At 46.9% G+C, this 11,951-nt stretch carries 12 protein-coding genes; 11 read left to right on the top strand and 1 reads right to left on the bottom strand.

Annotation, left to right across the window (positions count from 1 at the left end; translation table 11 throughout):
* The first annotated feature begins 249 nt into the window (after nucleotides 1–249).
* Nucleotides 250–1,182: a methyltransferase domain-containing protein gene (locus ACQSGY_RS14790; protein WP_427052438.1), complete on the top strand. Its 933-nt coding sequence runs from the start codon at nucleotides 250–252 to the stop codon at nucleotides 1,180–1,182.
* A gap of 138 nt (nucleotides 1,183–1,320) precedes the next feature.
* Here the strand turns inward: ACQSGY_RS14790 and ACQSGY_RS14785 are convergent, their stop codons facing one another.
* Nucleotides 1,321–3,735 carry an AraC family transcriptional regulator gene (locus ACQSGY_RS14785; protein ID WP_427052437.1) on the bottom strand — a complete coding sequence of 805 codons (2,415 nt, stop codon included), beginning with the start codon at nucleotides 3,733–3,735 and terminating at the stop codon, nucleotides 1,321–1,323.
* Between the two features lie 312 nt (nucleotides 3,736–4,047).
* On the opposite strand from ACQSGY_RS14785, the gene ACQSGY_RS14780 reads away from it, so the two are divergent.
* From ACQSGY_RS14780 to zwf, 10 genes are all read left to right on the top strand, one after another.
* Nucleotides 4,048–4,356, top strand: coding sequence for a LiaF transmembrane domain-containing protein (locus tag ACQSGY_RS14780; RefSeq protein WP_184183092.1), 309 nt, complete (start codon nucleotides 4,048–4,050; stop codon nucleotides 4,354–4,356).
* A 35-nt stretch (nucleotides 4,357–4,391) separates the two neighbouring features.
* A complete protein-coding gene (locus tag ACQSGY_RS14775) occupies nucleotides 4,392–5,063 on the top strand; it encodes a PspA/IM30 family protein (protein ID WP_427052436.1) in 672 nt (223 codons plus the stop codon).
* A gap of 4 nt (nucleotides 5,064–5,067) precedes the next feature.
* Nucleotides 5,068–5,304, top strand: a complete 237-nt coding sequence (locus tag ACQSGY_RS14770) for a PspC domain-containing protein (protein ID WP_216518292.1) — start codon at nucleotides 5,068–5,070, stop codon at nucleotides 5,302–5,304.
* Nucleotides 5,305–5,321: 17 nt separating this feature from the next.
* The gene (locus tag ACQSGY_RS14765) at nucleotides 5,322–5,822 is read left to right on the top strand and encodes a PspC domain-containing protein (RefSeq protein ID WP_289376828.1); all 501 of its coding nucleotides are present in this window, start codon (nucleotides 5,322–5,324) and stop codon (nucleotides 5,820–5,822) included.
* Nucleotide 5,823: 1 nt separating this feature from the next.
* Complete coding sequence (locus tag ACQSGY_RS14760; RefSeq protein WP_111273194.1) at nucleotides 5,824–6,531, top strand: PspA/IM30 family protein; 708 nt, start codon at nucleotides 5,824–5,826, stop codon at nucleotides 6,529–6,531.
* A 148-nt stretch (nucleotides 6,532–6,679) separates the two neighbouring features.
* Nucleotides 6,680–7,327, top strand: coding sequence for a cell wall-active antibiotics response protein LiaF (gene liaF / locus ACQSGY_RS14755; protein WP_111273193.1), 648 nt, complete (start codon nucleotides 6,680–6,682; stop codon nucleotides 7,325–7,327).
* A gap of 35 nt (nucleotides 7,328–7,362) precedes the next feature.
* The gene (locus tag ACQSGY_RS14750; protein ID WP_427052435.1) at nucleotides 7,363–8,478 is read left to right on the top strand and encodes a sensor histidine kinase; all 1,116 of its coding nucleotides are present in this window, start codon (nucleotides 7,363–7,365) and stop codon (nucleotides 8,476–8,478) included.
* A complete protein-coding gene (locus ACQSGY_RS14745; protein WP_111273191.1) occupies nucleotides 8,420–9,088 on the top strand; it encodes a response regulator in 669 nt (222 codons plus the stop codon). The genes ACQSGY_RS14750 and ACQSGY_RS14745 overlap by 59 nt, the downstream gene beginning before the upstream one ends.
* 269 nt (nucleotides 9,089–9,357) lie before the next feature.
* Complete coding sequence (locus tag ACQSGY_RS14740; protein WP_427052434.1) at nucleotides 9,358–10,143, top strand: YwmB family TATA-box binding protein; 786 nt, start codon at nucleotides 9,358–9,360, stop codon at nucleotides 10,141–10,143.
* A 177-nt stretch (nucleotides 10,144–10,320) separates the two neighbouring features.
* Nucleotides 10,321–11,871 carry a glucose-6-phosphate dehydrogenase gene (gene zwf, locus ACQSGY_RS14735; RefSeq protein WP_427052433.1) on the top strand — a complete coding sequence of 517 codons (1,551 nt, stop codon included), beginning with the start codon at nucleotides 10,321–10,323 and terminating at the stop codon, nucleotides 11,869–11,871.
* Nucleotides 11,872–11,951: the final 80 nt, after the last annotated feature.

Below are 11,951 nucleotides of genomic sequence, written 5' to 3'. Positions count from 1 at the left end.
GGCGTGGCGGAATGGCAGACGCGCTCGACTCAAAATCGAGTGGGAAACCGTGGAGGTTCGAGTCCTCTCGCCGGTATTGATAAAGAGTTTCTCAGATATATCTGAGAAACTCTTTTTGTTTTATCTGAAATACATAAAACATCAAACTGGCAGGTGGTAACTTCTCTATTAAATAACAGTAACATAGAAGTTGACGTTTCATGCTATTCGGTATATTGTAGATATATTAAGTCTTTAAATTGAAAGGACGTGTGGAAGCTGACGATTCAGCCATTAACAGCAAATACAGAGATTTTGTTTGACCTCGGTGTGTGGGAAGAAGCCTGGAAGACACGTCCCAGAAGTTCAAGGTATCAGAAAAAAAGTGCGCCCTTTGATACAGAGGAAGCTTTTGAGCGGTGGGCTCGTAATTATCACGCCCAGTCGTTCACCGATGAAGGTCAGAAACGTGCAGCACGCATTATGGGATGGATTGAAAATCAGGGGGTGACCTTTCAAGGAGCCTCGGTGCTTGACATAGGTGCAGCCTCTGGTATTTTCACGATTCCGTTTGCAGAAAAGGGTGCTGTGGTCACTGCAGTTGAGCCTTCTGCCTTGCTTGTCTCGTTAATGAAGGATACGATCCCTGCTGATCTGCAAAATAACATCACGATTGTATCGGAGCGATTCGAAGAAATATCTATCCAGGACAAGGGCTGGGAGAAACAATACGATATCATCTTTGCATCAATGTGCCCGGCGATGTCGAATTGGGAAACGATTGAGCAAGCCATAAACTGTGCCCGAAAATATGTCTATGTCAGCATGATGGCGGGTACCAAAGAGCATACGCTTATGGATAAGCTAAGAACGGTGCTCGGCAAGGAGGTTCCTTATAAGGCAGGAGATATGGCATATCTTCAGCAGCTGCTTTACCTTAAAGGTTACTCATATACAATGATTGTTACGAGAGAAATAAATGATTTTGAGATTACAGTGGAAGAATTAATTGAAAAGCTGCCTGAATGGCTGCACACATATGATATGCCAAATGATGCAGCAGCTTTAAGTAAAGCAGAGAAATATATTCGTGAAACATATCAAGAAGATGTAGTCCCGTTCTCACGCGGAGCAAGGTTTGGTAAAATGCTTATTCATCTGGAACAAGCACATATGAAAACCGTGCCTGCTGTCAAAAGATAGAACATGTAGACCTGATCTGGATGAAAAAAGCTGTGTGGTGGTCTACGGATGATGAACAGCAGGCAGTTCGGTAACATTGGCTCTATTTTTGCTATCCCTTTTCCCTGTACACTTGATAGCCTCTCTTATTGGTCACTGTTAACTTTTAACGGCCCGTTCTGGATGCTGTTTGCGCTCCCGGTATTTTCCGGGAGTCATACCCTCCCACTTGCGAAAGGAGCGGATGAAGTTCTGTGGATTCGTGTATCGAAGCCGCTCTGCGATTTCTTTTACCGTCCATTCACTCTCATCCAGCCATCTTTTGGCGATATTTAGCCGATACCTGGTCAGGTACTCGCTAAAGGAGGTACCGGTTTCTTTACGAAAAACACTGCTTAGATAATTGGCGTTGTAATGAAGACGTTCAGCACATTCCTCGAGGGTTAAATCTTTATCATAATCTTGCTGGATCATGGCAATCATCTTTTCGGAAATGTTCTGATATTGTGCATACTGTCTTTCTTTGAAAATATCAATAACAGGCAGAATCACCTCTCGATAGAACCATTGCTCGATCTCTGCGGCGTACTGTAAGTTATGCAGCTCCTGAAAAAGGGAACGAGAGCCTGCACTGATCTGTGAGAGCCTTACTCCCGATTCTTGAGCCACTTGCAGGACTCGTGTCAACAGCCTCATTAGAGCAGCCTGATACTCTTCCGGGGTGCATTTAAGGGTAAATACCGTCTGCATCATTCCGGTCAATTGCGCAGCAGCTGCAGTCTCGTCTGCTTGTTGAATAGACTGAAGCAGGGAATACTCCAGCGCCTCAGGGTAAGTCATAGCCCATGCTGTGGAGACCAGATCAAATTGCCCATATTGAACAATAATACCAGCGCCAAGCCGCATTCGATGTTTCAAGGCATCCATAGCTTCGTCATAGGCTTGCGGGATATGATCCATGAAGAGATGTGGCTGGCTCAAGCCGATACTAACCTTCAAGTCAAGCACCTCATGGATCTGTTGCTGCAGCTGCTCTGTTCGTAGCAAAAGCTGCTTTGAGAACAACTTCTTATCTTCCTCGATTGTGCCCACCACCGTTACAACGTTTTGCTCCATAACTATGGGGAGCAGCTGTTGATCTGGTCTAATGCTTTCCTCCAGAATGTTCTGAAGCGCAAATAAAAGCAGGGAACGATCTTCCATGGTGTATCTTTCATGATTCAACAGTTCGGGCTGCAGTGCAATAACGGCAATGTTTTGCCATGTTGAAAGCTGTGTGACATAGCCCTGTTCGCGTAATGTTTCATGCATGGTATTGGGGCAAGTCCGACCTTGTAACCATTGAAGCATATAATATGTGCGTATCTGGCCCTGATGCTGAATTAATGTGGATTCCAACTGGGAACGTGCATCGGATAAACGGGTGACACCCAGCCGAATCTGTTCAAGTTCATCAGGCTGACTCACTACATTCTGGTTCAGCGAGACGGTATGTCCGCTCCCCTTAACGCTCAAGTGATCACCTAATTGAGCAAGAAGACGTTTGATCGGAGCGAGCATTTGCCTGGAGCCAAGCCAAGCGAGCAGCAGCGAAAGTAAAAGCATAGCCAGACTTATATAAAGTGTGTGAAAACCGATTTGGATATAATCCTTGGTCAACGTGTTCTCGGGGGAGATGAGAATATACGTCCATCCCTTTAATGTCGAGGGAGTATAAGTTAACGAATAATCCGCATCGGCAAAACGCACTTCACGTTTCGCAAAAGCATCCGAATAAGTCACAGGTAACAAGGTTTCAATAGATTCACCTTTATTTCGATCCTGCAGTCCCAAAGCGGATAACGGTTGTCCGATATACGCGGCATTCGGGTGAGCAATGATCCGCTGATCCCGATTAATAATGATGAGACCGGAGGCAGATGAGTCATTTGCAACAGATTGCCCCAGTGGGTTTTGCATATAACAAGCTGGAATTCCGGCCACCAGGGCTACATTGGATGAGTGAGCGACATCAGGAACTGTTCTGGCAAGAGCAATATGATAGATACAGCTTGTCCTGGAAGCGGTATTCTCGCTGCTGTTCTCATGACTGAAAATAGATGATGGTGCAAGCTGCCATCCCGAGGTTAACGTATTTGTAATGAGATCTTTCATCGGCAGAGATAATGGAAAGCGAGTATTCGCATACAAGCCCGCATGATCAATGAGCCAGTTCTGGGACTGATTAACCAGCATAATGTCCAGCATCGGCTCCCAGGACCTCATATGCTGAAACTCGGTTTGCAGCTCTACTGCCTGTAACGGTTTTTTTCGTTGCTGCAAAGCAGGGTCAGTAAGGGAACGGCGTGTGATTGGAGAACGGACAGCCTGATCCAGCATATAGCTGACTGTAGCCAGCTTGTGTTCTACATTGGATTGTATTTGTTCAAGCAGCTGCTCGTTTGCTTCTGCGCGGTGCAGCTCAGTCTGGCTGGAAGAGTACATAATAGCGGCAATTCCCGTCAAAAGAATGGGTACGGTGCTTAACAGCAGGCCGAATATAATCATTTTATGAAGATAACTTATTTTTCGCACAGGTCCGCTCCTTGACGTAAATAGTAGATTTACCTTTATTTTAGTAAACGCTTTCAATTAGAACAACTTAAATTTTGTTTATTTGGATAAAAAAGTAATTCGGAAAGGACAGTCCAAGGTCCAAGAGGAACCCCGACCTGAGTCTAGGATCAAAAACCGTCCACGGTCTGTTTTGAAAAATAACAGAATCCCCTAGAATAAAGACATAAGGTTGAACAAGAAACACGGAAACAAACAACAAAGCAAATGAGCTAAATGAAAAAATCTTAAAACAAATCATTAGCAAAACGGAAAGGGTGGTGAAGAACAATTATGAGAATGAACAAAGGAAATGGCTGGGCAATCGTGTTAATCGTGCTGGGAGCATTACTTTTATTCGGAAAATTGACCCCGCTGCTTGGACACCTGATGGGTTATCTGATTCCGATCCTGATGATTGCACTGGGATATTACGGAGTCAAGCAAGGTAACGCAGTCTTCGGCTGGATCGTACTTGTCATCGGTATTCTCTCGCTGGTGGGGAAACTCTCCTGGCTCATCGGACCGATTATCGCCATTGCATTAATCGTCTGGGGAATCTCGATGCTGGGCAACAATCGTAACAAATATCGCCGTTACTAAAGTTCCACGACTAAGGAAAAGGAGGACAGAACCTAATGAGTGTATTTCGTCGAATGCGGGATATTACCGTAGCTACTCTGAACGAACATCTGGAACAAAGTCAGGACCCGGTTAAATTGATTGATCAATTTCTGGTCTCGACCCGCCAAGACATTGGAGAAGCTGAGAAGCTTCGTCACCAGTATGCAAGTCATACAAGACAAATGAAACAGCAGGCTGATCAGGCCGCAGCAATGGTGAACAAACGGGAAGAACAAGCATCCATGGCCTTGAAGGCTGGAGAGGAACATCTCGCCAAGCTGGCTTTGCAGGAGAAGATTCTGCATGAGGAAAAGATGGATCAATACAATGAGCTGTACACACAAAGCGCTGCCGCACTGCAGGAGCTTGATGATCAGATTCACCAGTTGAAGGCAGAGTATCAGAATGTATACAGTAAACGCCAATATTATTACGCCCGGATGCAAACCATCCAGCTGCAGCAGCGAATGAATCAACGTGGAAATTACAATGGTCAAAACGTACCTCGTATGTTTAACCAGTTGGATGATCAGGTCTCTGATCTTGAATATGAGGCACAAAGTCTCCGGGACATCCGGCGCATGAGCCAAGAAGGTTCGGGAATATCGGGAGGCATGTCATCCTCTATGCTGGACAAAGAATTGGAGCGTTTGAAGCAAAAGCTCAATAACGATAAAAAGGAGTAGTCACATGAATAAATTATACCGCTCAACGCGAAATCATATGCTGACAGGTTTGATCGGCGGCATATCTGAAAATCTGGGATTAAGTACCACGCTGCTACGGATCATATTCTTCATCAGTATCTTCGCAACGGGTGGTACATCACTATTCATCTACTTCATTGCTGCACTGATTGTACCAAAGGAACCACACTACGCTGATCCGTACGTTATCAATCCAGATCGCGGCAGAGGTTACAAGTAAACGAAAGGAGAAAGCACATGAGCAAATTATACCGCTCAACGCGTGACCGAATGATGACTGGTCTGATCGGTGGCATATCTGAAAATATTGGAATGGATTCCACACTGCTGCGTATCATCTTTGTTATCAGTATTTTCGCCACCGGAGGCACAACGTTGTTAATTTACTTTATCGCCGCTCTAGTGGTACCGAAAGAGCCGTTCCCGCCATATGATCCATATGGTTACGGTCCGGGACCTGGTCCAGGCAGAGGTTATGGCGGTTACGACCAGCAGCCACCAAGAGACCCTTATCACAACAGTCACAATCAACCAGGTCCCGGCTTTGGCCCAGGCCCTGGATACAACAACAGACCGCAAGCAGGCTCGCGCTCTTATGACAACAACATGTATGGAACAGGAAGCCAGAACGAAAGTGAACTGGACTCCATGATGAAAGATATTGAGAAAAAGGCACTGAAAAAAGAAGTGGAAGAGCTTCGCCAAAAACTATCTCGTTATGAGAAGGGAGAAAAGTAAAATGGGAGTATTTAAACGGATTAAGGATATGACGAAAGCATCTGTAAATGATATGTTGGATAAGGTAGAAGATCCGATTGTAATGTTGAATCAGTACCTGCGTGACATGGAGGCCGAAATTCATGAGGCTGAGGTTACTGTAGCCAAACAAATGGCGAATGAGCGTCGCATGAAACAACGTCTGGATGAAGCGGAACGTACTTCCGTACAACGTGAATCGCAAGCGGAAGCTGCCTTGGCTAATGGTCAGGAAGAAGTAGCTCGTAAATTGCTGGAAGAGAAAATCTATTTTGATCAAAAAATTACGGAATACCGTGAACTGCATGCTCAATCCGAAGCACAAGCGAAAGATTTGCTGCAACAGCTGCACGACATGAAAGACGAGTTCTACAAAATGCGTAACAAACGCAATGAGCTTGTATCCCGTGCACAGATGGCTAAAGCCAAAAAGCAAATGTCTTCAATCAACAGCTTACATTCCATCGAAAGCGGAAGTGCATCTCTCGGATTCCACCGTATGGAAGAGAAAATCATGCAGCTTGAGGCTGAAGCCGATGTAGCACGTGCGCCATACCGCAACACAGGTTCTACGTATACCAATCCGGTTGATGTGGAAAAGCAATTCAAAGTAGATCAGCAATTGCAGGCGTTGAAAAACAAAATGGGTAATGCCGCCAAAAATGAATCGAGCAATTCTGCTAAAGAATAACTGTTCGCATGATGGACAATATGATATTCTATAGATCGTGTGTACTATACGAATCGTAGAACAAAAGTTAAGCCATACAGGACTTGATTGCCTGCTATGGCTTTTCCGACGAAACAAGAAAAATGACTTGCAGAGGAGGTGCGGCAGCATGAACAGAAAAAGCCAGTGGCTTGCGATTATTATTATTATAGTGGGTATGCTGATGCTGTTTAATCGGCATATGAATTTGCTGACCGCTGCTGCACTGATCCTGTTAACAGTGGGTATGCTTCAAATTCGCAAAGGGGATACCCATAAAGGTTATCGTTATCTAGGCATAGGTGCAGCCCTGCTGCTGCTAGATAACTTGATGATTGTTTTTTTGATTGTACTTGCCTCATTAGCGTATTTTTATTCGAAAAATAAAAAGATTCATTTTCATGATTATGTATGGAAAAAACAGAATTTCATGGCACGTTACTACTGGGATCAATCCTCCTGGAGGCTGCGCAGCATGAGTCTGTGGCACGCCATTGGCGAAGTTAATGCCGATCTTTCTCTCTCGATTCCGGAGGAGAAGCAGACCATCGTGCTGCTGCAAGGTGTTATGGGGAATGTACGATTGACCCTGCCTGAGGATTATGGCGTCGAGATTGAAGCGTCAGTGCTGTTTGGCAGAATCAATCTGCTTGGCGAGCAGGACAGCGGTATGATGAACAAATTAGTATGGAGAACTCCTGGGTACGAATCCAGTGAACATAAAGTAAAATTCGTTATTTCTTATATTGTTGGCGACTTAAACATTCGTAATCCGTAGTAAATAGAATAAATGGAGAAAAGGAGGAATCCCGATTGAAGAACAGAAAACATACTGACATGGTTACCCGAAGTATGCGTGAAGGGGTCCTCCTTGTTTTCATTGTGCTTGCTGTTGTTTTATATGTATTGTATACATATGGATATCTGGCTCCGTTTAAAGGCTGGAGTCATCTGATTCAATCCGGGCTCGCATTGCTGTTGCTGCTGATTGGCATTGGTGCCATTTTCGGATTTTATCAGAGCTACAGGGTCAAACGAAGGCTTGAATTGTTAACGGAAACCCTGCTTCAATGGGAAAAGGGATCACTATCCCGTACCGTGCCCGATCTCGGTGAGGATGATGTGGGGCGGCTAAGCGAGCAGCTTGGCCGGATCGGCAAGAAGTGGGAGGATCAGGTATCCTCCCTTCAAAGGTTGTCCACCAACAATGCGCAGCTGGCAGAGCAGGCCAGAATTACAGCCATTGTAGAAGAGCGCCAGCGGCTCGCACGTGAGCTGCATGATGCGGTGTCACAGCAGTTATTTGCAATCTCGATGACAGCAACGGCGGTAGGACGGAAGATGGGGAAGGATTTTGAAAGGGCGCAGCGTCAGGTCGCTTTGATTGAAGAGATGGCTTCGGTTGCCCAGTCCGAGATGAGAGCACTGCTGCTGCATCTGCGTCCGGTTTATCTGGAGGGTAAACATCTGGAACAGGGGCTGCGTGATCTCGTAATGGAGCTGAAAACCAAAGTGCCGATGGAGATTGTGCTGGAGATGGACGAAGATATCGACCTGGTTAAAGGAATCGAGAATCATCTGTTCCGAATCATTCAGGAAGCCATGTCGAATACACTGCGCCATGCGAAGGCTGAGAAAATGGAAATTCGTCTGCAGCGCAGAATGGATGCGGTTCGTGTGTTGATTCGGGATGACGGGCAGGGCTTTGATCTGGATGAGCAGAAGCAGGCTTCATATGGCTTGGCAAATATGCGGGAACGGGTAACAGAAATTGGTGGAGCTATCCAGTTTGTGACAGCTCCTGGCAAAGGAACACGAATTGAGATCACGATCCCTGTGATGAACGATGAAAGCGAGGTAGAAGATGTCAATGGAACCGGAAGTCGAAACGGAGACGGAATCGTCGATCAGAGTATTGCTCGTGGATGATCATGAGATGGTGCGTATCGGTCTTGCTGCTGTGCTTGATACCGAGGATGGCATCGAGGTCATCGGTGAAGCAGGAAGTGGAGAGGAAGGCATTCGGCTTGCACAGGAGTATAAGCCTGACGTAGTGCTGATGGACCTTGTCATGGAAGGCATGGATGGTATTGAAGCGACACGTCAGGTGCTCAAGATCAACCCGGAATGCAAGGTTATTGTGTTGACTAGTTATCTGGATGATGAGAAAATGTATCCGGTCATTGAAGCCGGAGCTTTCAGTTATTTGCTGAAAACGTCCAGAGCCAATGAAGTTGCTGACGCGATTCGTGCAGCTGCCCGCGGTCAGTCCGTTCTGGAGTCGCAGGTAGCATCCAAAATGATGAATCGGTTTAGACAGCCACAAGCGGCTGCGCCTTTGCACGAGGAGCTTACCGATCGGGAGATGGATGTTCTGCGCTTGCTGGCTCAAGGCAAGTCCAATCAGGATATTGCGGATGAGCTGATTATCGGCATCAAAACGGTGAAGTTCCATGTAACCAATCTGCTTGCCAAGCTCGGAGTAGATGACCGGACACAGGCAGCAATCTATGCGTACAAAAATGGTTTAGCCGAGTAAGACGCAGTATGTGAAATGGTAGGAGATTCATCCGTATCGGGAATGTTAGAATATGCAAAAGCAAGATGATCATGAAGCTTGATTATAACAGGAAGCTCAGTCTGCCTTTACGTGGCAGAGGGGCTTTTTTTGTTTTGCCATGGAAAATAAGATGCTAGGAGTGAAGGACAAAGGGGAAGTCCCCCCTCAGGCTGTATAATCCCGTCTGAAAGAGGGTATGCTGGTTGATAGATTCATAGAATGGGAGAAAGAAACAGGGGGGAATTCACTTGTTGAATCGTTGGATGACGACAGGCATTATTACAGTGGCAATTATTATTTTAATCAGTGTTATACATGCACAGGTATATGCGGAAAATATGACGGCAGCAAAGCCTTTATCCGAAACAGCGGCTTTGGAGAAATTGCTGCATACAGCAGATTCGATGATCGACCGTACGGATCGCTTGGTGATCAAGTGGCAGGCTGGGGGGAAGGGGAACGCTCAGGAGCATGCGGTGAAGCTGGCTCTGGAGCTCGGACTCGCGGCACCAGTGCAGATGTGGAAAAACGGACATCAGGTGTATCGCAGTGAGGATACAATCCGAGCTGAAATATCAGGCCAAAGCACCCGAGTGCTGCTCAACGCAGTGGATACGGATGATGAAGGCTATTACATTATTGTACAGCTGTCTGGAGGAAGGAATCTGGACCGTAATACATTGTTAACATGGCATGGGCAGATGGCAGAAGTTATGGAGGAGCTGGGCATGAAGGCGAGCTGGAATATGTCGGTGCAGGGTATGGTGGATGAAACAGCGACAGACATAAAGCCCGAGACAGATGGACAACTCGCAGTGATGGAAGCCAAGCTTTCCCGTACAATGAAGATGAGGGCTGTGGAGCGGTATGAGGATGAAGCAACAGCAAGCATTTCCTATCAGGCGGCTGACTTGCCTCTGGAAATTCAAAGCGGTACACATCGATTAAATATGCAGCTTGCGGTGCATCAAGTGAGTGGGCAGCAGGCTGCTCGAGTTACGGCAGGTTTTCCACTCATCACGATTGAATATTGAATGGTGGAGGTAATGAAGTATAGTGCATCCGGCGAGGTGATATGCTAAAATGGCATCACATCCAGGAAGAAACTGGATGGTCGATGTCGGATGCCTGTCAGAAGCAGAGCAGATGAACACTATTACATAGCTCGGGAAGCAGACTAAGAAGAGTCCTCCCGGAAGAAAGAGGAGCCTATGGATAATAAACAGATGCAAAATGAAGTGCAGACACCAGGTGCAGTGTTTTTCATTTTTGGAGCGACGGGCGATCTGGCCCGCCGGAAGCTGTTTCCGGCCATCTATAGTTTATACCGTGAGGGCAAGCTTGCCGAGGATTTTGCGGTCATTGGCGTAGCCCGGCGTCCGAGGTCACAGGAGCAGTTTCGGGACGATCTTCTTGAATCCATTCAGGAGTTCTGCCGTTATACGGCAGGAGAGCCTGAAGAATGGAATGCTTTTGCCGAGCATTTTGAATACAAATCACTCGATATTAACAACGTAGACGGGTTTCGTGAGCTGCGGGAGCAGACGGAGCAGCTGGAAGCCAAATTCAAAACACCAGGCAACCGCTTGTTCTATCTGGCGCTGGCTCCTGAGCTGTTCGGTAGTGTGTCGTACAGCTTGAGAGATGGCGGAATGCTGGAGGGCAGAGGATGGAATCGTCTGGTGATTGAGAAGCCGTTTGGATACGATCTGCCATCAGCAGAGAAGCTGAATGAGCAGATTCGCGAAGTGTTCAAGGAGGAGGAAATCTACCGGATTGACCATTATCTGGGCAAGGAAATGGTGCAGAATATCGAGGTCATTCGCTTCGGCAATGCGTTCTTTGAGCCGCTGTGGAATAACAAACATATTGCTAACGTGCAGATTACGCTGGGTGAGACGGTAGGTGTGGAGGAGCGTGGCGGTTATTATGACCATTCTGGTGCTCTCCGCGATATGGGGCAGAACCATATGCTGCAAATGCTGACGATGATTGCGATGGAGCCGCCAAGCCGTCTGTTCCCGGAGGATATCCGCGATGAGAAGGTGAAGGTGCTGCGTTCCCTGCGGGAGTTTACGTCAGATGAAGATGTACGAAACAATGTGGTGCGAGCTCAGTATACGGAAGGGGAGTACCGTGGAAAACAGCTTCCAGGGTATCGCCAGGAGGACAAGGTTGATCCGGAGTCCAATACAGAAACGTATTTTGCTGCGCGTGTATTTGTAGACAATTTCCGCTGGGCAGGTGTGCCGTTTTATATTCGGACAGGCAAACGCCTGCCGGTAAAAACGACGGAGATTGTCGTTGAGTTCAAATCGATGCCGAATAACGTATATCTCGGTAAAAAATATAAGCTGGAGCCGAATCTGCTGGTCATTCGGGTGAATCCGATGGAGGGCATTTATATCAAAATCAATGCCAAGAAACCGGGCTCGGATTCCGAGATACAGCCGCTGGCGATGGACTTCTGCCAGAGCTGCATGATCGGAATCAACTCGCCTGAGGCTTATGAGCGCCTGCTGCACGATGCAGCAGAAGGCGATTCCACGTATTTCACCCGCTGGGATGAAGTGGCGACGGCCTGGTCTTTCGTGGATCGCATCGCAGCTGCGTGGGGGCGGAATCAAGGCGAGCTGCACACGTATCCTGCAGGCACGTGGGGACCAGAGGCGACAGGCAAGCTGCTGGAGCAGGATGGTTTCCATTGGTGGCCGGTGAACGGACAGGATGAGGACAGTGTTATTTGGCATGTGAATGGTTAAGGTCATGAGCATGTGAAGATAAGGATGTATATGTGATTAAACAGAGTTCAGCGGCTTGAGGGAAAGCAACTGGAATCAAA

Source organism: Paenibacillus sp. TC-CSREp1 (assembly GCF_050171015.1).
Lineage (GTDB): Bacteria > Bacillota > Bacilli > Paenibacillales > Paenibacillaceae > Paenibacillus > Paenibacillus silvae.
This window is presented reverse-complemented; position numbering and strand designations above follow the sequence as displayed.

Coding starts and splice junctions, on each gene's coding strand:
- ACQSGY_RS14780 (WP_184183092.1), top strand. CDS start 4,048: ATGAGAATGAACAAAGGAAATGGCTGGGCAATCGTGTTAATCGTGCTG.
- ACQSGY_RS14775 (WP_427052436.1), top strand. CDS start 4,392: ATGAGTGTATTTCGTCGAATGCGGGATATTACCGTAGCTACTCTGAAC.
- ACQSGY_RS14770 (WP_216518292.1), top strand. CDS start 5,068: ATGAATAAATTATACCGCTCAACGCGAAATCATATGCTGACAGGTTTG.
- ACQSGY_RS14765 (WP_289376828.1), top strand. CDS start 5,322: ATGAGCAAATTATACCGCTCAACGCGTGACCGAATGATGACTGGTCTG.
- ACQSGY_RS14760 (WP_111273194.1), top strand. CDS start 5,824: ATGGGAGTATTTAAACGGATTAAGGATATGACGAAAGCATCTGTAAAT.
- liaF (WP_111273193.1), top strand. CDS start 6,680: ATGAACAGAAAAAGCCAGTGGCTTGCGATTATTATTATTATAGTGGGT.
- ACQSGY_RS14745 (WP_111273191.1), top strand. CDS start 8,420: ATGGAACCGGAAGTCGAAACGGAGACGGAATCGTCGATCAGAGTATTG.
- zwf (WP_427052433.1), top strand. CDS start 10,321: ATGGATAATAAACAGATGCAAAATGAAGTGCAGACACCAGGTGCAGTG.